This window comes from Kibdelosporangium phytohabitans, assembly GCF_001302585.1.
Taxonomy (GTDB): Bacteria; Actinomycetota; Actinomycetes; order Mycobacteriales; family Pseudonocardiaceae; genus Kibdelosporangium; species Kibdelosporangium phytohabitans.
In genome coordinates, this window is the sequence record NZ_CP012752.1 from 1 (window position 1) to 22,490 (window position 22,490).

Consider the following 22,490-nt stretch of genomic DNA (forward strand, 5'->3'; position numbering starts at 1 on the left):
CCACCTCCCGCCAACGGGCAGGCGTCGCGCCTGCCCGTTTCGCATGACCAGAGCAGCCGTGCCCGGACCCGAGCCCGCCCGAGGGTGACCGGTCCGCCCCGGACCGCCGAACGCGAAGTTTTCTGGCACCACCCCTGAGCCCGACCACCCACCCAGAAAACTCCACACCGGCCGTCCGTACCGCATGCGTTCACCTCGCCCCGGCGTCCCGTTGCAGCTGCGGCACCGAACGCCCGGCGCAAACGCTTGCCATGAACCCGGCTGTCCCGGGGCGATCCGAGACCGCTCGATCGGGACCCTGGCCCCACCGGGCAACGCCGACATCTTTCTGCGAGGGTCCGAGCTTGAGCCACCTCACTGCCGGAGAAAACTTCCGGCACACGGCCCGGGCCCGGAGGTGGCGCGGATGCCGAACGCTCGACGGCCACACCTGGTGACGGGTGCGCGCTCCGCCCCATGATCTTCGGCCGATCACGCGCCAGGCCTTAGTCCTTCGGACAGGGGAACTCGACCGAGCCGCACCGGGCAGCCGGGTTTCTGCCGACCCCCGTCGCCCCGGTCGCGCGGCTCCCCAGAAAGATCAGCCAGGAACTCCGTGCCGGCTCGGCCTCGCTCCTGGCGGCCGTCATCGGGACGGGCACCGGCCAAGGTTTCTGCCGAACCGCTCGGCCCGGGCCGCCCCCTCCTCCAGAAAGGACGGGCCGCCCCGACGGGGCCGCCGGGTTTCTCCCGACCCCGTCGGTCGAGGCGGCTACCCCATCCAGAAAGATCACGACTCGCACGGACCGGCCGCCCGGGCACGCGGGGGCCGATCGCCGGATTCGCATCTTTTCTCCCAGCGCTCGCGGTCCAACCGACCCGGTCCGGCAGAAAACTTCCGGCGACCGCGCGTCGTCGCGCCACCCCGGCGACCTGGGAAACGCGCGCAGGCGACTTCGTGGGCCGGTCGCACGACATCGGAGTTATCCACAGGTGTGGACATCGCTGTGGTTGGCTTCGACCAGCCCCGATGGTCGACTCATCCACAGGATCGGCCAAGATCATCCACGGTCTCGGGTCGCCGCGACCCGTCTCGATGCGGCGCTGTGGTGCGTGTGCCACCGCTGTGCGGGTGGTCGGCGGTATGGGCTCTGACCAGGGGAAACAGAAAACCGGTCGGGCTGGGCGGAGCGCTCGCCGGGATCCGCGGCCGGACGGGTGATCGTCAGTCCGCTCCGCGTGTCTGCGCCGCCGTGACCTGCGCGGAGTCGATGATCTGCGGTGCGCGGCGGCGCTGTCCGGGTCGATCGGGCCGCGAACTTTTCTGGGGCTGTGGAGAGTTGTCCACAGCCCCAAAAACTTGTCCGGCGGGTCTCCGCGGGCCGCTCGGCATCACCCGACGGGGCGATTCGCGTCACTTCTCACCATTCACAGCCCCTGGGCATGGATCGACCCACATCTGGGGATGAGCCTGTGGACAACTGGCACATTGTGTGGACGGATTGAGGCCGGTCGAGAGTTGTACACCGCCGATCGGGTCTATCCACCGATCACGTCCCGTGGTCTTCCACAGTCCGACGCGGCGCTCCACCTGCGCGGACGCCGGGTATCCACACAACCCACAGGACTTATCTCTGTCACTGTTTTGTTCTCTTCAAGGAATCAACAGAACAAAAACAGGGCCGTGGATGGTTGAGGACAACTGGCTCGCGACAAAAGCCGACGGGCCAAGCCCCGGATGACGAGACCGCCCGGCACGCCGTACGGTTGGAGCCTCTGCACCTCGAGGTGAGTCACTCCGGGGATCAACAGGTCGAGTCTGAAAGGACCTCCATGAAGATCCGCGTCGAGCGCGACGGTCTCGCCGACGCCGTCGCCTGGGTCGCGCGCAGCCTCCCGTCCAGGCCTCCCGTCCCCGTCCTTGGCGGTGTTCTGCTTGACGCAGGCTCGCCGGACGCCGAAGGCGAAGCACTGACCATCTCCGGTTTCGACTACGAGGTGTCGGCAACGGTCGGTGTCCCGGCGACGATCGCCGACGGCGGCCGCACCCTTGTCTCCGGCCGGCTGCTCGCCGACATCACTAAGGCGCTGCCGAACCAGCCGGTGGAGATCGCGGTCGACGGCGCGCGCGTCTCGATCACCTGTGGCAGTGCGCGGTTCAGCCTGCCGACCATGCCGGTCGAGGACTACCCCCAGCTGCCGCCGATGCCGCCGCACGCGGGCGAGCTCACCGGTGAGGTGTTCGGCCAGGCCGTCGCCCAGGTCGCGATCGCGGCCGGCCGCGACGACACGCTCCCGATGCTGACGGGTGTCCGCGTCGAGATCAGTGGCGAGACGCTCACCCTCGTGGCCACCGACCGCTTCCGGTTGGCGATGCGCGAGTTCACGTGGAAGCCGTCCGGCGACGTCGAGGACGCGGCGGTGCTCGTGCCCGCGCGAACGCTCGCCGACGCGGCCAAGTCGCTTGGCACCGCGGGCAAGACAGTCGAGCTCGCGCTCTCGTCGAGTGACGGTCTGCTCGGTCTGTCGGGCACCGGCCGTCGGGCGACCACCCGGTTGCTCGACGCGGAGTTCCCGCGCTACCGCCAGTTGCTGCCGAGCGAGCAGACGTCGAACGCGATCATCGAGGTGTCCCCGCTCGTCGAGGCGATCAAGCGCGTGTCGCTGGTCGCCGAGCGCGGAACCCAGGTGCGGCTCGAGTTCACCGGCGGTGGCCTGAAGCTGTCGGCGGGCGGCGACGACGAGGGCAGCGCCGAGGAAGAGCTGCCCGTGCAGTACGAAGGCGAACCGGTCACCATCGCTTTCAACCCGGGTTACCTGCAGGACGGTCTCGGCGCGTTGCACACCGACCGCGCCGAACTGTCCTTCACGACACCGAACCGGCCCGCGCTCATCAAACCGGTCAACGAGAACGGCGAAGTGGTCGCCGGGTACCTGTACCTGCTTATGCCCGTGCGCCTGCCGGGTTGATCTAGGGGAGAACACCGTGCAGCTCGGGCTCGTCGGCCTCGGCCGAATGGGTTTCAACATGCGCGAGCGCCTTCGCAAAGGCGGTCACGAGGTCATCGGCTACGACCGGAACCCGGATGTCACCGACGCCGAATCGCTCGCCGATCTGGTGGGCAAACTCGATGCGCCTCGGGCGATCTGGGTGATGGTCCCGGCTGGCGACCCGACCCGGCAGACCGTCGAGGAGCTCGGATCGCTGTTGACGCAAGGCGATCTGGTGATCGACGGCGGCAACTCGAAGTACACCGAGGACCAGCGCAACGCCGCGATGCTAGCCGAGAAGGGCATCGACTACTTGGACGTCGGTGTGTCCGGCGGTGTGTGGGGTCTGGAGAACGGCTACGGCCTGATGGTCGGTGGCACAGCCGAGAACGTCGAGCGGCTGCTGCCGATCTTCGACACGCTTCGCCCGGAGGGCCCGCGCGAGGAAGGCTTCGCGCACGCGGGCCCGATCGGCGCGGGGCACTACGCGAAGATGGTGCACAACGGCATCGAGTACGGCTTGATGCAGGCGTACGCCGAAGGCTTCGAACTGCTCGACACCGCCAAGATCGTCGAAGACGTGCCCGCGGTGGTCAAGGCCTGGCAGCGCGGAACCGTTGTGCGGTCGTGGTTGCTCGACTTGTTGGTGCGCGCGCTCGACTCCGACCCCGAGCTCGACGACCTCCGCGGTTACGTGGAGGACTCCGGCGAAGGCCGGTGGACCGTGGCGGAAGCGATCGACAACGCGGTACCCGCGCCGGTTATCTCGGCCGCGCTGTTCGCGCGATTCGCTTCGCGGCAACCGGATTCGCCCGCGATGCGGGCGGTTGCCTCGCTGCGCGCGCAGTTCGGCGGGCACGCGGTGCAGAAAGCCGGACCGACTTCGGGATCCGGCAGCACGCAGGCGTAGGTGTACGTCCGGCAGCTGCAGGTCGTCGACTTCCGCTCGTGGAAGCAGGCGGACCTGACCTTCGAACCCGGGCCGTGCGTGCTCGTCGGCGCGAACGGCCAGGGTAAGACCAACCTGGTCGAGGCAATCGGTTACACCGCAACGCTTGGTTCACACCGGGTGTCGACGGACGCGCCGATGATCCGGCACGGCGCCCAGCGCGCGGTCGTGCGCACAGCGGTCGTCAACGAAGGCCGCGAGCTCACGATCGAACTGGAAATCACGTCGGGCAAAGCGAACCGGGCTCGCGTGAACCGCGGACCCGTGCCGCGGCCGCGTGATGTGCTCGGGATTCTGCGCACTGTGCTGTTCGCGCCGGAGGATCTGGCGTTGGTGCGCGGCGATCCCGGTGAGCGCCGTCGTTTTCTCGACGACCTGCTCGTGTTGCGTGCGCCGCGGTACGCCGGTGTCCGCTCGGACTACGAAAGAGTTCTGCGGCAACGCAACGCGTTGCTCAAGACGGCGGGTGCCGCGCGTCGCGCCGGATCGAAGGGCGACATCGCGACGCTCGACGTGTGGGACGGTCACCTCGCCACGCACGGCGGGCAACTCCTCGCCGCGCGGCTCGATCTCGTCGCGGACCTCGCGCCGCACGTGCTGGCCGCGTACGCGGGAGTTGCAGGAAGTGACAACGGCACGCCCGCGACTGTTTCGTACAAGTCGTCGATCGCGGAGAACCTCGAACCGGGTTACGGAACGCCGGGTGGCGAGCGCGCTGATCCCGAAGCGGTGGCGGACGCGCTGCTCGCGGCGATGGCGGCGAGCCGGTCGCAGGAACTGGAACGCGGTGTCAGCCTCGTCGGTCCGCACCGCGACGAGCTCGAGCTGGTCCTGGGGGAGGCGCCGGCCAAGGGGTACGCGAGTCACGGCGAGTCGTGGTCATACGCGTTGGCTCTGCGGTTGGCGGCCTACGAGCTGCTGCGCGACGAGGGGTCCGAGCCGGTGCTCGTGCTGGACGACGTCTTCGCTGAGCTCGACCGGCGCCGCCGGTCGCGACTCGCCGAAGTGGCCGCCGCCGCCGAACAGGTCCTGATCACGGCCGCGGTGGCGGAGGATGTGCCCGGCGAGTTGGCCGGGACGCGGTTCTCGGTCGCGGACGGGGAGGTACACCGTGCGGGATGACGATGAGCAACCGAAGATCACCCCTAGTGGCGTGACCCGTCCCACATCTGGGGACAACTCTGTGGATAGTGTGGATAACACAGTGACCACGAGCGGTTCGAACACCACTGACTCGGACATTTCGCCCACAGCGACCCCTCTTTCGGGGGATGGTGGAACGGACGCCGACCGTGTTCTCCGTGGCTCGGACCTCGCCCGCGCCGCGCTGCAGGCCGCCAAGGAAGCAGCCGGGAACAAGCGCAAGGCGCAGAGCACCAAGGGCAAGATCCCGCACACCGGGTCACGCAGGCGCCGCCGCTGGTCAGGGGCGGGTGCCGACAGCCGGGATCCGCAGAAATTCGGCGCACTTCTGGGTAAAATCGCAGCTGAGCGCGGGTGGCACGACCAGCTGGCCAACGGCGAGGTGTTCGGCCGGTGGACCGCGATCGTCGGTGCCGAGATCGCCGAGCACGCCAAGCCGATGTCGCTGCGCGACGGCGAGCTGACCGTGCAGGCGTCTTCAACCGCATGGGCGACCCAGTTGCGGTTGCTGCAACGCCAGCTGCTGGCGAAGATCGCCAAGGGTGTGGGTGACGGCGTGGTCAAACGCCTGAAGGTGCACGGTCCCGCCGCACCGAGCTGGCGGTACGGACCGAGGCACGTGGCCGGGCGTGGGCCGCGTGACACTTATGGCTAACCTGAGCCTCTGAACCTGTCTTTCGGCCGGTCCCACTTGCCGAACTTCACGGTATGACGTCTGTGAGCAATCTAGAGGTGTCCTAAGGGCGGTTCTGACGAGCTCTACCAGTAAGATGTAGAGGGGATCAGAACCAGGCCCGTCCAGGCCTCGGCGAGACGAGGAGAACCCACGCCCGTGGCAGCCAATGAGAACGGTAAGAGTTACGGCGCCGAGTCCATCTCCGTGCTCAAGGGTCTGGAAGCCGTGCGCCTCCGACCGGGTATGTACATCGGCTCGACCGGCGAACGAGGTCTGCACCACCTGATCTGGGAGGTCGTGGACAACTCCGTCGACGAGGCGATGGCGGGGTACGCGACCAAGGTCGAGGTCACCCTGCTTGCGGACGGTGGCGTGCGCGTCGACGACGACGGCCGTGGCATCCCCGTCGCCGAGCAGCCGGAGGAGAAGCGCTCCGCGCTCGAGGTCGTCATGACCGTCCTGCACGCGGGTGGCAAGTTCGACAGCGACAGCTACGCGGTGTCCGGTGGTCTGCACGGTGTCGGTATCTCCGTGGTGAACGCGCTGTCGAAACGCCTCGAAGCTGTCGTGAAGCGCGACGGCCACGTCTGGGCGCAGAGCTACCGCGACTCCGAGCCGGTCGCACCGATCAGCCAGGGCGAGGCGACCGAGGAGACGGGCACCTCGATCACCTTCTGGCCAGACCCCCAGATCTTCGAGACGGTCACCTTCAACGCCGAGACAGTGGCCCGGCGCCTGCAGGAGATGGCGTTCCTGAACAAGGGGCTGACGATCGTCCTGCGCGACGAGCGCGTCTCCGAGGAGGAGACAGTCGAGGACGCCGAGGGCCAGCCCGCGCGGATCAAGGAGCGGACCTACCACTACCCGGGCGGGCTCGAGGACTTCGTCAAGCACATCAACCACGCGCGCGAGGCCGTGCACAAGTCGGTCATCGCGTTCGAGGCCAAGGGCACTGGTCTCGAGGTCGAGGTCGCGATGCAGTGGAACACCGGCTACTCCGAGTCGGTCTACACCTTCGCCAACACGATCAACACGCCCGAGGGCGGTACGCACGAGGAAGGCTTCCGTGCCGCGCTGACCCGTGTCGTCAACGTGTACGCGCGTGACAAGAAGATGCTCAAGGAGAAGGACACGAACCTCACGGGTGAGGACATCCGCGAGGGACTCGCCGCGATCGTGTCGATCAAGCTCGCCGAGCCGCAGTTCGAGGGGCAGACCAAGCAGAAGCTGGGCAACACCGAGGCGAAGACCTTCGTGCAGCAGACCTGCAACGAGCAGCTGGCGCACTGGTTCGAGGCCAACCCGGCGGACGCCAAGACGATCGTGACCAAGGCGGTGTCCTCGGCACAGGCCCGCATCGCGGCGCGCAAGGCCAAGGAACTCGTCCGCCGCAAGGGCGCGCTGGACATCGGCGGCCTGCCGGGCAAGCTGAAGGACTGCCGTTCCACCAACCCGGAGGAGTGCGAGCTCTACATCGTGGAGGGTGACTCCGCGGGTGGCTCGGCCAAGGAAGGCAGGGACTCGAAGTTCCAGGCGATCCTGCCGATCCGGGGCAAGATCATCAACGTCGAGAAGGCCCGTATCGACCGGGTGCTCAAGAACACCGAGGTCCAGTCGCTGATCACCGCGCTGGGCACCGGCATCTACGACGAGTTCGACGTGTCGAAGGTGCGCTACCACAAGATCGTGCTGATGGCTGACGCCGATGTGGACGGTCAGCACATCCGGACGCTCCTGCTGACGCTGCTGTTCCGCTTCATGCGCCCGCTGATCGAAGCCGGTCACGTGTACCTCGCCCAGCCGCCGCTCTACAAGATCAAGTGGCAGCGCGGTGTCGAGCCGGAGTTCGCCTACTCCGACCGCGAGCGCGACGGGCTGATCGAGCAGGGCCTGGCCGCGGGCAAGAAGCTCGGCAAGGACGACAACATCCAGCGCTACAAGGGTCTCGGCGAGATGAACGCCGACGAGCTGTGGGAGACCACAATGGACCCGGCCAACCGGATCCTGATCCAGGTCACCCTTGACGACGCGGCCACCGCGGACGAGCTGTTCAGCGTGCTGATGGGTGAGGACGTGGAAGCCCGCAGGTCCTTCATCACCCGCAACGCCAAGGGAGTTCGCTTCCTTGACGTCTGACGTGGCGGATCTGTCTGCCCGAGTCGCGGCGGTTCAGGAAATGGGCGCTGACGTGCGATCGCTTGAAAGGAACAACCAGTCGTGACCGAGACGACTCTGCCGCCGCCGGAGCGGGACCGCATCGAGCCGCGTGACATCCAGCAGGAGATGCAGAACTCCTACGTCGACTACGCGATGAGCGTGATCGTCGGCCGTGCGCTGCCCGACGTGCGTGACGGTTTGAAGCCGGTGCACGTCCGCGTCCTGTACTCGATGTACGACTCCGGCTTCCGCCCGGAGCGCGGGTACGTGAAGTGCTCGCGTGTCGTCGGCGACGTGATGGGTAACTACCACCCCCACGGCGACTCGGCCATCTACGACACCCTGGTCCGCATGGCCCAGAGCTGGGCGCTGCGCTACCCGCTGGTCGACGGCCAGGGCAACTTCGGCTCGCCGGGCAACGACCCCGCCGCCGCCATGCGGTACACCGAGGCGCGCCTGACTCCGTTGGCCATGCACATGCTGGCCGACATCGAGGAAGACACCGTCGACTTCCGCGCCAACTACGACGGCCGCACCCAGGAACCCGTTGTCCTGCCGTCGCGCGTGCCGAACCTGTTGATCAACGGCAGCTCCGGCATCGCGGTCGGCATGGCGACCAACATCCCGCCGCACAACCTCCGCGAGGTCGCGGACGGAGTCGTGTGGGCGCTGGAGAACTGGGAAGCGTCGGAGGACGAAACCCTCGCGGCGCTGATGACCCGCATCAAGGGGCCGGACTTCCCCACGCACGGCCTGATCCTCGGCACCTCCGGGATCGAGGACGCGTACCGCACCGGCCGAGGCTCGGTCCGGATGCGCGCCGTCGTCGAGGCCGAAGAGGACGCCAAGGGCCGCACGATCCTCGTCGTCACCGAACTCCCGTATCAGGTCAACCCGGACAACCTGATCGAGAACATGGCCGCGCTCGTCCGGGACGGCAAGATCACCGGCATCTCGGAGATCGCCGACGAGTCGAACAAGCGCTCCGGCATGCGGATCGTGATCACGCTCAAGCGTGACGCGGTCGCCAAGGTCGTGCTGAACAACCTGTACAAGCACACCCAGCTGCAGCACAACTTCGGCGTGAACATGCTGGCACTGGTCGACGGTGTGCCGCGCACGCTGCGCCTCGACCAGATCGTCCGGCACTACGTCAAGCACCAGGTCGAGGTCATCGTCCGGCGCACCCGCTTCCGCCTGCGCAAGGCCGAGGAGCGGGCCCACATCCTGCGCGGCTACGTCAAGGCGCTGGACATGCTCGACGAGGTGATCGCCCTGATCCGGCGGTCGCAGTCGACCGAGGAAGCACGCAACGGCCTGATCGCGTTGCTGGAGATCGACGAGATCCAGGCGACCGCCATCCTCGACCTGCAGCTGCGCAGGCTGTCGGCGATGGAACGCCAGAAGATCATCGACGAGCTGGCCGAGATCGAGCGCTACATCGCCGACCTGCAGGACATCCTCGACAAGCCGGAACGCCAGCGCAACATCGTGCGCGACGAGCTGATGGAGATCGTCGAGAAGCACGGCGACGACCGGCGCACCAAGATCATCCCGTTCGACGGTGACGTGTCGGTCGAGGACCTGATCGCGGTCGAGGACGTGGTCATCACGATCACGCGCACCGGCTACGCGAAGCGCACCAAGACAGATCTGTACCGCGCGCAGAAACGCGGCGGCAAGGGCGTGCAGGGCGCGGGCCTCAAACAGGACGACATCGTGGCGCACTTCTTCGTGTGCTCGACCCACGACTGGATCCTGTTCTTCACCAACAAGGGCCGGGTGTACCGGGCGAAGGCGTACGAGCTGCCCGAGGCCAGCCGCAACGCGCGCGGCCAGCACGTGGCCAACCTGCTGGAGTTCCAGCCGGAAGAGCACATCGCCCAGGTCATCCAGATCAAGGACTACCAGGTCGCGCCGTACCTCGTGCTCGCGACCAAGGACGGCCTGGTCAAGAAGAGCAAACTGGCCGACTTCGACTCCAACCGCAGCGGTGGCCTGATCGGCATCAACCTGCGCGAAGGCGACGAGTTGGTCGGCGCGGTGCTCTGCTCGGCCGACGACGACCTGCTGCTGGTGTCCGCGGGCGGCCAGTCGATCAGGTTCCACGCCTCCGACGAGGCGCTGCGGCCGATGGGCCGCGCCACGTCCGGTGTGCTCGGAATGCGCTTCAATTCCGGTGACGAGCTGCTGACTCTCGGAGTTGTGAGAGAAGGCACATTCGTCCTGGTCGCCACCGACGGCGGCTACGCCAAGCGCACGCCGATCGAGGATTATTCGGTGCAGGGCCGCGGCGGCAAGGGGGTGTTGACCATCCAGCACGACAGCAGGCGTGGCAGGCTGGTAGGAGCTCTCATCGTCGAAGCACAAGATGAGATCTACGCCATCACGTCGGCTGGTGGGGTCATCCGCACCTCGGCCGGCCAGGTCCGCAAAGCGGGACGGCAGACCAAGGGCGTCCGCCTGATGAACATCGGCGAGGGCACCCTGCTGGTGGCGATCGCCCGCAGCGCCGAGGACACGTCCAATGGTGAAGCCAACGGCGAGGAAACGGCCGAGGAGACAACCACAGACCCATCCGGCGCGTCAACGGAACAGCCCGCAGACTAGGTGAAGCGCGGGACACCGCCGACGAGGAGACGAGGATCAGCTCGTGACACCCCCCGAGGGAACGGACAAGACGCAGGATGTGAACGTCGACCAGACGTCCACGGTGTCCACGGCTAACCGTTCAGAGCCGGCCACACAGCCGGAGGCACAGCCCAACGGGCAGGGTGAGAAGACCGAGGCCACCATCAAACCCGTGGTGGCCGAGGAAGACACAAACGGCGCGCCGCCGCCATGGCAGCGCGTCACCAGTGACGCCCAGTACGCGGACCCGGAGCCGGAAGTCACGCCGGTCCCGGAGCCCGCGGCGAAGCCCGCGGACCACGCGACCCGGCCGAGCCTGGTCGACGAGCAGACCGTGAACATGCCCCGCCCGGTCGTGACCGGCACCGCGGCACCGCGGGCGCTCGGCGAGTACCCGCCAGTCGGTCTGCACCAGACCGGCCCGCAGCCGCCGCTGGGCTCACCGGCCAGGACGACTGTGAACCTCGGCACAACCAACAGTTCGATGGCGGACATGGTCGGCGCCGCCCAGCGCGCGGGCACAGCTCCGCCAAGCGCCCTGCGCCGCCCAGGCCGCGGCCCGCGGCGAGCGAACCTGCAGATCAAGCGCTTCGACCCGTGGTCGGTGCTGAAGCTGTCGCTGGTGCTCGGCGTGGCGCTGTTCTTCGTCTGGCTGGTGGCCGTCGGTGTGCTGTACGCCGTCCTCGACGGCATGGGCGTCTGGGACAAGGTCAACGGCACGGCCAACGACCTGTTCTCGGCCAACGCGAACGCCGCGGCAGAACCCCTGATCAGCGCGTGGCGCGTGTTCGGCGTCGCGGCGATCATCGGTGCGGTGAACATCGTGCTGTTCAGCGCACTGGCCACGGTCGCGTCCTTCGTCTACAACGTGTCCGCCGACCTCGCCGGAGGCCTGGAGGTCACCCTGGCGGAGCGGGAGTAGCAAAAGGGGATACCCGTTTTGGGGCGCGGGAGGTCGTGCTGTAGTCTTCTCGACGTTCCCAAGGGCCCATAGCTCAGGCGGTTAGAGCGCTTCGCTGATAACGAAGAGGTCGGAGGTTCAAGTCCTCCTGGGCCCACGATCGATCGGGTGAACTGTGTCGGGCAGCAGAGCTGTCGACCTTCATCGATCGTCATGATTTTGGGGGGCCCAGCCCCCCACGCCCCCCAGGAACAGAAGTGGCGCTGCGCGCTCCACCGCTTGCGGTGTGGTTCGCGTGTAGTGTGGGGGAATCTGGGGAAAAGAAGAGCATGTGCCTGAAGGAGGCCTGACGTGAAGAAGCTTCTCGGACTGGTGGCTGTTGCAGGTGCCATCTTCCTGGTGGTCCGCCGTAGCCGTTCCGCGAAGGCTGAGGCCGACTTGTGGCGCGAGGCCACGGCGCCCGCCGGCAACAACGGCGCCGCCAAGTAAGACCACTCCGGCCGGTGGCCCGGGCACACCGCCCAGGCCACCGACTCGGAAGTCCCACCCGGGGACGTAGCTCAATTGGCAGAGCACTGCCTTTGCAAGGCAGGGGTTAGGGGTTCGATTCCCCTCGTCTCCACGGCCTCGGGCTGACCCTGCTCGCGCGCTTTGCTTGCTCGCCGGGTCGGCCTTTGTAATTTTGAGGGGCCGAGCTCCACGGTGCATGCTCCTCACCTTTTCAGCGTGGGTTCGTTTCTCTTTTACTAGCTGCCTCGCCTTCGGCGGGGTTTTTTTTGTGTGTCACCCCCGTCGGGACGGTCGAGCCCGCAGCAGCATTCGGTTGGGTTCGGAGCTGCTGTTGTGGTTGCGTGGTGCGTGATCTTCATGGGAGCGGCGTCGGTCGGCACGGTTTCTGTGGGGTGTTGACGGGGTTTCGGCTGGTGGGTTGGGGCGGGGTGTTGGGTAGGTGGTGTTGTGGAGGGTGAGGAGGGTTGTGGGGTCCAGTTCTGTTCCGTGAGGTGTCTGTGTGGGTTTGGACCTTTCTTGTGAAGTCGATTTGGCGGGCTCGGGGTAGGTTGTGGACCGTTTTCATGATGTGGGTTATTCCTCTTTTCGTGACTGGCTGTTCAGGCGAATCACCGCTTCGTAGCTTCTTCCTATGTCCTTGGGGTCTATGGGCAGGTAGGGGACTTGCCAGGGGTGAGAGGCCGGTGGGGTGTTCGTGGCTTCTGCTTGGGCGGTGTGGTGTTCGAGGCCTTTCTTGATCGCGTCCTGGTGGGTTCCCGCGAAGGCTGTGCGGACGTGGGTTCCCGCGTAGGGGTGGCGCTCGTGGATGCCGATCCTGTTGCAGTGGACCACTGTGTCTCGCACCTCGTCGATGTTCGCGAGGTCGATCATCGGGTCGACGCTTTGGGTGTAGAGGTTCAACGCCAAGGTGATCAGGTCCACGTTGCCGGTTCGCTCGCCGTTTCCGAACAGGCAGCCTTCGTTGGGCTCCGGCGAGCATTGCCAGTTCCGCGCAGGCGACTCCGGTTCCCCGGTCGTTGTGCGGGTGGACCGAGAGGATCACGTGTTCGCGGCGCGCGAGTTTCGTGTCCATGTACTCGATCTGGTCGGCGTACACGTTCGGTGTCGCGACTTCGACCGTCGCCGGAAGGTTCAGGATCACCGGCCGGTCGGCTGAGGCCTGCCACAGGTCGGTCACCATGTCGCAGATCTCCAGCGCGAAGTCGGGTTCGGTCAGGTTGAACACCTCCGGGAAGAACTGGAAGCGCAGACCTGCGCGCTCTCCGCGCAGGGTGTCCTCCGTGCCGGATCGGATGAGCGCGCACAACTCGGTACGGCTGGTGCGCAGGACGATGTCGTGCCAAAGCGGTGCGGTGGCCGTGTACATGTGCACCAGCACTCGGTCCAGTCCGGCGACCGCTTCGAAGGTGCGCTCGATCAGGGCGCGCCGCGCCGGCGTGAACACCGAGATCTCACGTCGTCGGGGACGAGATCGGATTCGGCGAGCAGGCGGACGAAGTCGAAGTCGGTCTGCGAGGCCGAAACCGCGGTAGCGGTGGTGCGGCATGCCGGAAGGGCGTTGCGGATTCCAGGAGTTCATGGCTGCTTTCGAGGGGAAGGGCTCGACCGGCGCACCGCTGCTCCGCGACAGGGTGCCGGTCTCCGGTCATCCCTGCCGCGGCTGCTAAGTCCCAGAACCGCTCAGGTTGTCAGACAACCTGATGAGTGGAGGCCTTGTGCGGTCGTTGCGCCGGCACCCGTTGTCCGAACAGGCCACCGAGCAGATGCTGTGCCTGGTCACCTCCGGTGAATGGGCGGTCGGCGCGAAGATACCCAGCGAGATGGCGTTGGCCGCGGAGTTCGGCGTCGGCCGGTCGACCGTGCGGGAAGCGATCCGCGAACTGACGGGCAAAGGCCTGTTGGAGTCCCGGCACGGTTCAGGTGTCTACGTTGTCCGTGACGAACCACTGGTGGCGTGAGCCGATGTCGTGCGCAAGGCCGCGATCGACGTGGCGATCGGGAAGCGGCGGGCCGTGCTCGACGCGTCGGACGGCGAACTGGTCGACGTCGACCTGGAGTTCCACCGCGCGATCGTGGCCGCGACGCACAACTCGGTGATGAACGGACTTCTGGCGTCGCCGACCCCGCGCATCCGGGAAGCGATGCTGGACATGCTCGCGCTCACCGGGCAGTCGCGGGACGAACGGCCGTTTGACCAGGACGAACACCAGGCGATCACCGACGCGATCCGTGACGGCGCCCCGGATCGGGCGGCCCGCGTGGCGCGGTCGCACCTGGAGAAGACGCTGAGTTCACTGCGGACTCAGTTGTCGTCTTGCCAGGTAGAGTGCGGGTGTGCGAGAACGCGGGGGATTCTGGGTGGGGCTGTTCGCCTCGGTGTTCTACCCGTTCACGTGGGCGTTCAGCCGGCGGACCACGCGCGGCATGGAGAACCTGCCCAAGCAGGGGCCCGCTTTGCTCGTGCTCAACCACCCGTCTTACATCGATCCGATCGTGGACGCGATCTTCGTGCACCAGCACGGGCGGGTGCCGCGGTTCTTCACCAAGCACACCCTGTGGAACATCCCGCTGCTCGGCCGGGTTCTCGACGGCGCAGGCCAGATCCCGGTGTACCGCGGGACGGCCAAAGCGGGCGACAGCCTGCGCGGCGCGGACGACTCGTTGCGGATGGGCCGGGTCGTGGTGTTCTACCCGGAAGGCACGCTCACCCAGGACCCCGACGGCTGGCCGACACAGGTCAAAACGGGGATCGCGCGAGTGGCGCTGGCCAACGACGTTCCGGTGATTCCCGCGGCGCGCTGGGGAACCAGGGAGATCTTCGACTCCCGGCGCAAGAAGTTCCGGCCGTTCCCGCGCAAGCGCGTCGACCTGGTCGTCGGTGCGCCGATCGACCTGAGTGCCTACCGCGACAAGGACATCGACGGTGTGTTGCTGCGCGAGGTCACCGAGGTCATCATGGATCGCGTGCGGGAGTTGTTGAAGGAACTGCGCGCGTGAACGTTGTGCGGGTGTCGAAGTTCCTGTCCCGGCACCTGCGCCACCACCCGGAGGACATCGGGTTGTCGTTGGACGCGGGTGGCTGGGTCGATGTCGACGACTTGCTGGCGGCGTGCGCCCGGCACGGTGTCGTGCTCAGCCGCGACGAGCTGGAGTTCGTCGTGGAGAGCAACGACAAGCGGCGCTTCGCCGTGGAAGGCAACCGGATCCGCGCGAACCAGGGGCATTCGGTTGCCGTCGAGCTGGGTCTCGTCGCCCGGCAGCCGCCCGACGTGCTGTATCACGGGACAGTGGCGGCCAACGTCGAGACTATTCGCGCCGAGGGGCTCAAGCCGATGGGGCGCAACGACGTGCACCTGTCATCCGATGTGGACACGGCCGAACGTGTCGGTGCCAGAAGGGGAAAACCGGTTGTGCTTACCGTGCAAGCGAAAGCTATGCACGAGGAAGGCCACGAGTTCAGGCTCGCCGAGAACGGCGTGTGGCTCGTCGCGGCGGTTCCGCCGCGATTCCTTCAGTGACAGCGGTTTCCACGTCCGCCCACGTCAACGTGGGGATGGCCCACTCGGGCGGGTCCGCTTTCTGCACGCCGAACAGGTAGAGGTTCGGCACGATCCCGCGCATGTGGCCCAGCACGTCCCTGCGGTCGTCGATGAAATGCGTGATGCCGAGCTGCTTGCAGTGCACGGCTTTCTCCGGCCGCTTACGACAGAACCGCGCATTGGCGCGGGGAATCCCGGTCGCTGACCAGAAACCGTTGTGGTCGAGCCATTGCATCGTGCGTTCCTGGATCCGTTCGCCCGCTTTGGACACGACCCACACGTTGCCGCCGAACTCGTCTGTCAACCTGGCGAGCGTGTCGAACGCGTCCGCCATGGCAGGCGTGCGCATCGCGTCATCGACGGATCCACTGAGGAACACTGTGTCGTCACCGCCGGGATGCGATGAACCGTCGTTGATCACTCGGCCGAAATCAACGCCGAGTCGTAACTCCTTGTGCATGGCTTCAGCGTGCGGGACGAGACACTAAAACAGAACTACTGAAACCAGAAGACCTATAGTTTGCAGTTATGTTCCCCGGTGAGTCGTTGCCCGCGTTCCTGGTGTTCGCCGAGCGGCTGAACTTCACCGCCGCCGCACGTGACCTGCACATCTCGCAGCCCGCTCTGCACGTCAAGGTGCGGAAACTGGCCGAAGCGGTCGGCTGCCCGCTGTACGTGCGGCAAGGCAAGCGCCTGGTGCTGACCTCTGAAGGGGAGGCGCTGGCGCGGTTCGCGCGTGAGCGCGCCGACCAACTCGACCAGTTCCTCGCGGAATTGACAGGTGAGCAGCGCCGGGTTGCCCTCGCCGCCGGGCAGGGCGCGTACCTCTATCTCCTAGGCGACGTGATCGCACGTGAATCCGCGCGGCTTCGGCTGTTCACCGCGTCCCGCGCACAGACGCTGGCGCTGGTGCGTGACGGACGCGCGCAGCTCGGGATATCAGTGCTCGACGAACTGCCCGACGACCTGGACGCCGTGAAGCTCACCACCTACGACCAGGTGCTGGTGGTGCCCCACGGTCATCCGCTGGCGCGGCGCGAGCAGATCCGGCTGAGCGATCTCGCCGGCCTGCGGATGGTGCTGCCGTTGCCGTCGCAGCCGTTGCGGGTGACGCTCGAACGCCTGCGGCTGGTCGCCGACTTCGAATGGGAAGTCGCGGTCGAGGCAGGTGGCTGGCAGTTGATGCTGCACTTCGTCGAGCTCGGCGTCGGTGCCGCCGTGGTCAACGGATGTGTGCGCACCGACCTGGCCACGGTGCCGATCGTCGACCTGCCGCCGGTGCCGTACTACGCGATCCACCGGCCGGGCGCGCCTGCTGACCGTCGGGTGGCGCAGCTGCTGGCCCAGATCCGTCAGTCGCTTGGTTCAACGTGAAACAACCGGGATGATCGTGGTGTGACTCAGGCGGCCGGGGTGGTCTTGGCAGGAGGTTCCGGCACACGTGTCGGACGCGAAATCAACAAGGTCTACCTGCCGATCGCCGGACGGCCGATCCTGGCGTGGTCGCTCGAAGCATTCGCCGCACACCCCGACATCAGCGCGCTGGTCCTGGTCACGCGCCCGCAGGACGTCGAGCACGTCGAGAAGGTCGTCGCCGGGATGGACGTCGACGTGGTGCCAGGCGGCGACACCCGCCAAGGATCCGAACTCGCCGCGTTGCGGCACCTCGCCGGCCGGATCACCTCCGGCGAGATCGACACCGTGCTCATCCACGACGGCGCCCGCCCGTTGGTCAGTGCCGATCTTGTTGCGGATGTCCTGCGGGCTGCGAGAAGGTATGGCGGCGCGATTCCCGGCTTGATGAGCGAGGACCTCGCGCTCGCGACCAACGGCCACGTCACGCCGATCTCCGATGAACTGGTCGCGGTCCAGACACCACAAGGGTTCCTGGCGGCGCCGTTGCTCGCTGCCTACGAGCAGGCTGCCGAGGAGGGGTTTGTGGGTACGGACACCGCGTCCTGCATCGAACGGTTCACCGATGTCCAGGTGCGGTGGGTGCCCGGCGAACAACGCAACCTCAAGGTCACGTTCGAGCACGACCTCCTTGTCGCCGAACGGATCCTGGAGTCGCGGTGACCCTGCACGCGCACCTGCTGGACTCGTTGGGCCTCGCCTTGACCTCCGGCAGGTACCCGCCCGGCACGATCCTGCGGCTCGACGAGCTCACCAAGCAGTACGGAGTGTCGAGAACCGTTGGCAGGGAAGCGGTCCGCGTCCTCGAAGCCCTGCGGATGGTACGCAGCCGTCCCAAGATCGGGCTGATCGTGCTGCCGGTCTCCGACTGGAACCTGTTCGACCCCCAGCTGATCCGCTGGCGACTGGCCGGGTCCGACCGCCGGGAACTGCTCAGGCAGATGTCCCAGCTGCGGGCCGCGGTCGAACCGGTCGCCGCGGGCCTGGCCGCCACCAAGGCCTCCGACGAACAACGCGGTGAGCTGCTGCGCCTTGCCGGTCAGATGCGCAAACAGGCGATCGCGGGTGATCCGCTCGCGTTCATCGAGGCCGACATCGAATTCCACCGGCTCGTCTTCGTCGCCTCCGGCAACGCCTTGTTCGCGCAAGTCGGCGAAGTGACCACCGAAGTGCTGCACGGCCGGGCCGAACTGCAGCTGTTCCCCCCGGATCTGCAGAACACGGCGCTGGAATGGCACCTGCTCGAAGCCGACGCGATCTCCAACGGCGACGCCGCGGAGGCGGAACGGGTTTCGCGGTGCATAGTGCTCGACTCGGCGGCCGAAGTCGACCGCATGCTGGAAACCTGAGTCCTGGCAGCGCCGGGCCAGGACCCAGGGGCTGCACTCAGCCGGTTGCCGCTGTTTGCTTCTGCCTGTTCCACAACCGGGCGATGGTCCACGTACCCGGTCCGAAGAACGCGATCAACAGGAAGATCCAGCTGTAGACCGCGGCGAGTTCGCCACCGTTCTCGATCGGCCACAGCGCCTTCGGTTGGTGGCTGGCGAAGTACGCGTACGCCATCTCACCCGAGCAGATCACCGCGGCGATTCGGGTCCCGATCCCGAGCATGACCGCGGTACCAGCGACGAGTTCGATGATGGCGGCGTACCAGTTCGGCCACGCCCCGAAGGGAACCACTCGTCCCGCGGGCACCCCGAACAGCTTGGCGGCGCCGTGGCAGACGAACAGAAACCCGACAACGATCCGGAACAGCGAGAGCAGGTCTTCCCTGCGCCTCAGGACGTTGCTCATCCGTACCCCTTACGTATGCAGGATTGGCAAGGTGCGCAGGGATTTACGCCGGGCGGATCAAGATGGTTCACGGGAGTCGTGCGACGCGGCCCACAGAGTTTCTGGTTGACTGGCGGACCTATGAAGCGAGTGACTTCAGCCCTGCTGCTGGCGTGCTGCCTGGCCGCCTGCTCGACCAGCCCCGACGCCAAGCCGGCGCCCCCGGAAGCCCAGCGCACGCAGACCCCGCCGACGACCACCCAGCCCGAAGGCCCACCGCCGCCGCCGGAACCCGTGGCTGACGGCCCGTGCCCGTACCTGGAGAGCGCCTTCGTCGCCCAGGCCAACGGACAACGCGCCACCAAGGTCCGGATCTCCGCGGACAAACCCCACCCGACCTGCTTCTTCTACCGCGCGGACGGCACCGTCCAGCTGACCGCCCGGATCTACGTCGGAACGGCGAAGAACGCCAAGGCCCTCGTCGACGAGGCCGCCCCGATCAACACGTCCAACCCGGCGAGTTCCCCGACGGGGTGGAAAGGCGGATCGATCGGCGCGGAAAAGGGCTCGACCTACGCCGTGGCGAAAGAAGGAGCGGCCGTGATCGTGACGACGAACCAGGCCCAGTCCATCAAAGCCCGCCAGGTCACCGAAAAAGTCATCACCGCACTGGGCCTCTAGCGACCGAGCGTCACCACCACCGCGAACACGTACCCCACCCGTGACGCACACGGGTGAACTTGAACGCGCGCCCCAGCACACCGACTTTTGCCCAAATCCCACAAAACCTGCAAAGCAGGCCCCCACCCAACCCGGGGGGCGTCCCCTGCACCAGTCTACAAGGGGTAACGCCTGGTCAGGGGGTTACCGGGCGGTTGTGGACAACAGGTTTCGCCGAAGGTGCCACCGCTTCGACGGGCATGGCAAAACCCCTGCCCCGAAGTCTGACGGGACAGGGGTTTTCCGGGTACTCAACTCTTGCGCGGGGTGGGGGATTTCGCTGGTTGCGGGCGGCCGTTCTCCTGCTGCTTGGCCGTGTCCGCCGACTTCTCGTCCTCCGGACGGGGCTCCGGCGTGAAAGCTTCTTCCTCCTGCTGCGCCGCGGCCTTCGAACGGACCACCGCGACGGTGCCCGCCGCGGCCACGATCAAGGCGATCAGCCAGGGCCAACGACGACGGCGCCTGGTCTCGACGCCGGTCATCTGCTGAGCTGTCTCCTTGGCCTTCTTCGCGGTCTTGGCCAGGTCTTTGCGGGTGGACTTTGCCTTGCGAGCCAGTTTGCGGCGGGTTCGGCGGGTCTTGGTCGCGACGTCCCCAGCGCTTTCGACCAGCTTGTGCTCCACCCGACGGACCGCGTCGACGGCCTTGTCCACCGCCTCTGGTGCCCGAGTCATCTTCCTTCACCTCGTCAATGGGTCGCGGGTAGTTTCCTGATAGACAGGTTCCCCATACTGCCCCTTCCGAACCGTCCCCGCTTTGGATGGCACGATTGACGAGTGGCAGACAGCAACGAATCACTCGTCGGGATCAAGGTCACGGCCACCCTGCAGACTACGCACGGTGACATCCGGATCGCCCTTTTCCCTGACTACGCCCCGAAAACCGTGAAGAGCTTCGTCGGGCTCGCCGAGGGCACGAAGGAGTATTCGCCGCAGAACGCACAGGGCGGGACGTCCGGTCCCTACTACGACGGGTGCCTGGTCCACCGGATCATCGACGGCTTCATGATCCAGTCCGGTGACCCGACCGGCACCGGCAGCGGCGGCCCCGGCTTCACCGTGCCGGACGAGTTCACCGCCGAACTGCAGTTCAACAAGCCGTACCTGCTGGCCATGGCCAACATCAACAAGCCGAACAGCAACGGCTCCCAGTTCTTCATCACGGTCAAGCCGACGCCACACCTGAACTTCAAGCACACGATCTTCGGGGAGGTCCTCGACCAGGAGTCGCGCAACGCCGTCGACGCCATCTCCCGCGTCGAGACCGGCGGCGGCGACCGGCCGGTCGAGGACGTGGTGATCAACCGGGTGGTCATCGAGCGTGACTGACCAGGTCTGCGTGCGGCACCCGGACCGGGCCACGGGGCTGCGCTGTGTCCGCTGTGAACGGCCCGCCTGCCCGGAGTGCCTGCGTGAGGCCTCGGTGGGGTACCAGTGCGTCGACTGCGTGAACGAGGGCAGCCGGACGCAACGCCGCGCTGTGACGGTCGCGGGTGCCGAGTTGAACACGAAGCCGCTCGTGATGCCGATCCTGCTCGTGCTCAACCTGGCGATCTTCGTGCTGACCGCCGTCGATGCGCAGAGCGTCAAGGACAACGGCCTGTCGTTCTGGTTCCGGGCAGGTGAGCTGTGGCCGCCCGTGGTGGCCGGCGGCGAGTGGTGGCGGCTGATCACCAACGGCTTCCTGCACTTCGGATTCGTGCACGTGGTCGTCAACATGGTGTCGCTGTTCATCCTCGGCCGGGACATGGAGATGTTGCTCGGCCGGGTCCGCTTCCTCGCGCTCTACCTGGTCTCGTTGCTGGGTGGCAGTGTCGCCGTCTTCGTGTTCACCAGGGAGGAGATGACCGAGTACGGGCTTCAGTACGCGCACACCGTCGGCGCGTCCGGTGCGATCTTCGGTCTGATGGGCGCGCTGGCGGTCGCGGTGTTCCGGCTCAAGCTGCCGATCGCCCCCGCGCTGGGCGTGATCGGGTTGAACCTGGTGCTGACGTTCACCATCGCCCAACTGTCGATCTGGGGACACATCGGCGGTCTGGTCACCGGGGCGCTGGTCGGGCTGGGCATGCTCTACCCGCCCGCACGCATCCGCACGAAGGCGCAGATAGCCACGCTGGCAGCGGCTGTGGTGCTGCTGGTCGGGCTGGTCTTCGTACGCGTCAGCCAGTTCCCCGACCCAGTGGTGTGCTTCTACGAGAACCCACGGATCCTCTGCGGAGAGTTGCGCTAGGTCCTCAGCTCGCGCAGCGCGTCGGCGACGTCCTCAGGTGGCGAGCCGAGGTCGATCCAGCCGAGGACGACCAGGTCGTCCTCGGCGTCGAGCTCAAGGGTGCTCACCTGACGGCCGAGCCTGCGGGTCCGCACCAGCCGCACGTTGACCTCGGCCCACGTCCACTGCTGCTTGCCTGCGAACCTGCGCAGCTCAAGGCCGTTGCTGTCCGCGGCGAGCCGCGGCCTGGCCACGGTGCCGTGCAACGCGAGCAGGGCCGCGACCAGCGCGGCCATGCCGACCAGGACGCGCCCGGCGGTGTCGTCGGACAGCACCGCCCAGACGGCCCCGCCGACCGTCGCGACCCAGCCGAGAGCGACCAGGACCGGTGGCGATGACCAGACAAGGCGGGTCTTTGGTGACGTCACGTGATGATGCGTCCTACTTATCCACAAGAGTTGTCCACACTGGGGATGAGTTACATCCTTGTGGTTCAGTAACGCTGGGCTGAACGGGTGGAAACCAGGGTCCCACTACCGAGTGAACAGCACGTTCAGCGCCACCGCATGGTCATCAGGAGACCACCGATCATCAGGGCGAACCCGATCGCGAAGTTCCAGTTGCCCAGGTCGTTCATGAACGGGATGGACGGCCCGGCGATGTAGTTGACCACCAACCACGCGAGACCGATCACCATCACGCCGAGCATGACCGCGATGTACAGCGGATGCGAAGGGCCGCCCCCACGCACCTTCACCGGGGTACGGCGATCGCTGGCGGGCGCCGTGTAGACGCTCTTCTTGCGAACCTTGGACTTGGGCATCGTGTCCTCGCCTGGCGTTATGCGTGCGTTTACGGCGGCAGACGGAGGTCCGTAACTGCCGCCGTGGGAACACGTTA

23 protein-coding genes, 2 tRNA genes and 2 pseudogenes are annotated in these 22,490 nt (G+C 66.7%); 20 read left to right on the plus strand and 7 right to left on the minus strand.

Features of this window, described 5'->3' with window-relative positions; translation table 11 throughout:
- Positions 1 to 1,812 precede the first annotated feature (1,812 nt).
- From dnaN to AOZ06_RS00045, 10 genes are all read left to right on the plus strand, one after another.
- Positions 1,813 to 2,949, plus strand: coding sequence for a DNA polymerase III subunit beta (gene dnaN / locus AOZ06_RS00005; protein ID WP_054287509.1), 1,137 nt, complete (start codon positions 1,813 to 1,815; stop codon positions 2,947 to 2,949).
- A 16-nt stretch (positions 2,950 to 2,965) separates the two neighbouring features.
- On the plus strand, positions 2,966 to 3,880 hold the full coding sequence (gene gnd, locus AOZ06_RS00010) for a phosphogluconate dehydrogenase (NAD(+)-dependent, decarboxylating) (RefSeq protein WP_083471414.1): 915 nt from the start codon (positions 2,966 to 2,968) through the stop codon (positions 3,878 to 3,880).
- Entirely contained in the window at positions 3,881 to 5,041 is a 1,161-nt protein-coding gene (gene recF, locus AOZ06_RS00015; protein WP_054287510.1) for a DNA replication/repair protein RecF, read from the plus strand. It begins immediately after the preceding gene.
- Positions 5,042 to 5,123: 82 nt separating this feature from the next.
- The gene (locus AOZ06_RS00020; protein ID WP_417999928.1) at positions 5,124 to 5,717 is read left to right on the plus strand and encodes a DciA family protein; all 594 of its coding nucleotides are present in this window, start codon (positions 5,124 to 5,126) and stop codon (positions 5,715 to 5,717) included.
- 177 nt (positions 5,718 to 5,894) lie between these two features.
- Positions 5,895 to 7,874: a DNA topoisomerase (ATP-hydrolyzing) subunit B gene (gyrB, locus tag AOZ06_RS00025; RefSeq protein WP_054287511.1), complete on the plus strand. Its 1,980-nt coding sequence runs from the start codon at positions 5,895 to 5,897 to the stop codon at positions 7,872 to 7,874.
- A gap of 81 nt (positions 7,875 to 7,955) precedes the next feature.
- Positions 7,956 to 10,505 carry a DNA gyrase subunit A gene (gene gyrA, locus AOZ06_RS00030; RefSeq protein ID WP_054287512.1) on the plus strand — a complete coding sequence of 850 codons (2,550 nt, stop codon included), beginning with the start codon at positions 7,956 to 7,958 and terminating at the stop codon, positions 10,503 to 10,505.
- A gap of 184 nt (positions 10,506 to 10,689) precedes the next feature.
- Positions 10,690 to 11,448, plus strand: coding sequence for a DUF3566 domain-containing protein (locus tag AOZ06_RS57540; protein WP_417999990.1), 759 nt, complete (start codon positions 10,690 to 10,692; stop codon positions 11,446 to 11,448).
- 62 nt (positions 11,449 to 11,510) lie between these two features.
- Positions 11,511 to 11,584, plus strand: a tRNA-Ile gene (locus tag AOZ06_RS00040).
- Positions 11,585 to 11,778: 194 nt separating this feature from the next.
- Entirely contained in the window at positions 11,779 to 11,916 is a 138-nt protein-coding gene (locus tag AOZ06_RS57545; RefSeq protein WP_168211497.1) for a DLW-39 family protein, read from the plus strand.
- A 60-nt stretch (positions 11,917 to 11,976) separates the two neighbouring features.
- Positions 11,977 to 12,049 (plus strand) — tRNA-Ala (locus AOZ06_RS00045).
- A 461-nt stretch (positions 12,050 to 12,510) separates the two neighbouring features.
- Here the strand turns inward: AOZ06_RS00045 and AOZ06_RS61870 are convergent.
- The gene (locus AOZ06_RS61870; protein ID WP_417999991.1) at positions 12,511 to 12,807 is read right to left on the minus strand and encodes a hypothetical protein; all 297 of its coding nucleotides are present in this window, start codon (positions 12,805 to 12,807) and stop codon (positions 12,511 to 12,513) included.
- Positions 12,808 to 12,825: 18 nt separating this feature from the next.
- Positions 12,826 to 13,516, minus strand: a pseudogene (locus tag AOZ06_RS53295) (hypothetical protein); the annotation flags it as partial.
- Positions 13,517 to 13,652: 136 nt separating this feature from the next.
- On the opposite strand from AOZ06_RS53295, the gene AOZ06_RS59475 reads away from it, so the two are divergent.
- From AOZ06_RS59475 to AOZ06_RS55720, 4 genes and pseudogenes are all read left to right on the plus strand, one after another.
- A complete protein-coding gene (locus AOZ06_RS59475; protein WP_063809927.1) occupies positions 13,653 to 13,895 on the plus strand; it encodes a FadR/GntR family transcriptional regulator in 243 nt (80 codons plus the stop codon).
- Between the two features lie 54 nt (positions 13,896 to 13,949).
- Positions 13,950 to 14,156 (plus strand): annotated as a pseudogene (locus tag AOZ06_RS59480) (FCD domain-containing protein); the annotation flags it as partial.
- A gap of 115 nt (positions 14,157 to 14,271) precedes the next feature.
- On the plus strand, positions 14,272 to 14,934 hold the full coding sequence (locus tag AOZ06_RS55715; protein WP_054287515.1) for a lysophospholipid acyltransferase family protein: 663 nt from the start codon (positions 14,272 to 14,274) through the stop codon (positions 14,932 to 14,934).
- The gene (locus AOZ06_RS55720) at positions 14,931 to 15,455 is read left to right on the plus strand and encodes an RNA 2'-phosphotransferase (RefSeq protein WP_218922068.1); all 525 of its coding nucleotides are present in this window, start codon (positions 14,931 to 14,933) and stop codon (positions 15,453 to 15,455) included. The genes AOZ06_RS55715 and AOZ06_RS55720 overlap by 4 nt, the downstream gene beginning before the upstream one ends.
- Here AOZ06_RS55720 and AOZ06_RS00070 read toward each other — a convergent pair.
- Entirely contained in the window at positions 15,394 to 15,936 is a 543-nt protein-coding gene (locus tag AOZ06_RS00070) for a hypothetical protein (RefSeq protein WP_054287516.1), read from the minus strand. The genes AOZ06_RS55720 and AOZ06_RS00070 overlap by 62 nt on opposite strands.
- A gap of 68 nt (positions 15,937 to 16,004) precedes the next feature.
- Between AOZ06_RS00070 and AOZ06_RS00075 the strand changes: the two genes are divergently transcribed.
- The 3 genes from AOZ06_RS00075 to AOZ06_RS00085 are packed head-to-tail and all read left to right on the plus strand — an operon-like array spanning position 16,005 to position 18,238.
- The gene (locus AOZ06_RS00075; RefSeq protein ID WP_054287517.1) at positions 16,005 to 16,850 is read left to right on the plus strand and encodes a LysR family transcriptional regulator; all 846 of its coding nucleotides are present in this window, start codon (positions 16,005 to 16,007) and stop codon (positions 16,848 to 16,850) included.
- A gap of 39 nt (positions 16,851 to 16,889) precedes the next feature.
- The gene (locus AOZ06_RS00080) at positions 16,890 to 17,552 is read left to right on the plus strand and encodes an IspD/TarI family cytidylyltransferase (protein ID WP_054296306.1); all 663 of its coding nucleotides are present in this window, start codon (positions 16,890 to 16,892) and stop codon (positions 17,550 to 17,552) included.
- Positions 17,549 to 18,238, plus strand: a complete 690-nt coding sequence (locus tag AOZ06_RS00085) for a FadR/GntR family transcriptional regulator (RefSeq protein ID WP_063809929.1) — start codon at positions 17,549 to 17,551, stop codon at positions 18,236 to 18,238. Before AOZ06_RS00080 ends, AOZ06_RS00085 begins: the two co-directional genes overlap by 4 nt.
- A 37-nt stretch (positions 18,239 to 18,275) precedes the next feature.
- Here the strand turns inward: AOZ06_RS00085 and AOZ06_RS00090 are convergent, their stop codons facing one another.
- Positions 18,276 to 18,683 carry a DoxX family protein gene (locus AOZ06_RS00090; RefSeq protein WP_054287518.1) on the minus strand — a complete coding sequence of 136 codons (408 nt, stop codon included), beginning with the start codon at positions 18,681 to 18,683 and terminating at the stop codon, positions 18,276 to 18,278.
- Between the two features lie 120 nt (positions 18,684 to 18,803).
- On the opposite strand from AOZ06_RS00090, the gene AOZ06_RS00095 reads away from it, so the two are divergent.
- Complete coding sequence (locus AOZ06_RS00095; RefSeq protein WP_054287519.1) at positions 18,804 to 19,343, plus strand: DUF2020 domain-containing protein; 540 nt, start codon at positions 18,804 to 18,806, stop codon at positions 19,341 to 19,343.
- A gap of 290 nt (positions 19,344 to 19,633) precedes the next feature.
- Here AOZ06_RS00095 and AOZ06_RS00100 read toward each other — a convergent pair whose 3' ends face one another.
- Entirely contained in the window at positions 19,634 to 20,056 is a 423-nt protein-coding gene (locus AOZ06_RS00100) for a hypothetical protein (RefSeq protein WP_157232734.1), read from the minus strand.
- A gap of 102 nt (positions 20,057 to 20,158) precedes the next feature.
- On the opposite strand from AOZ06_RS00100, the gene AOZ06_RS00105 reads away from it, so the two are divergent.
- Together AOZ06_RS00105 and AOZ06_RS00110 are read left to right on the plus strand one after the other, a co-directional pair.
- Positions 20,159 to 20,710 (plus strand): peptidylprolyl isomerase, encoded by a 552-nt coding sequence (locus tag AOZ06_RS00105; protein ID WP_054287521.1) that lies wholly within the window; start codon positions 20,159 to 20,161, stop codon positions 20,708 to 20,710.
- A complete protein-coding gene (locus AOZ06_RS00110; RefSeq protein ID WP_063809930.1) occupies positions 20,703 to 21,611 on the plus strand; it encodes a rhomboid family intramembrane serine protease in 909 nt (302 codons plus the stop codon). Before AOZ06_RS00105 ends, AOZ06_RS00110 begins: the two co-directional genes overlap by 8 nt.
- On the opposite strand, the gene AOZ06_RS00115 is transcribed toward AOZ06_RS00110, so the two are convergent.
- Entirely contained in the window at positions 21,608 to 22,018 is a 411-nt protein-coding gene (locus AOZ06_RS00115) for a PH domain-containing protein (protein WP_054287522.1), read from the minus strand. The genes AOZ06_RS00110 and AOZ06_RS00115 overlap by 4 nt on opposite strands.
- Positions 22,019 to 22,143: 125 nt before the next feature.
- The gene (crgA, locus tag AOZ06_RS00120) at positions 22,144 to 22,413 is read right to left on the minus strand and encodes a cell division protein CrgA (RefSeq protein WP_054287523.1); all 270 of its coding nucleotides are present in this window, start codon (positions 22,411 to 22,413) and stop codon (positions 22,144 to 22,146) included.
- Positions 22,414 to 22,490 lie beyond the last annotated feature (77 nt).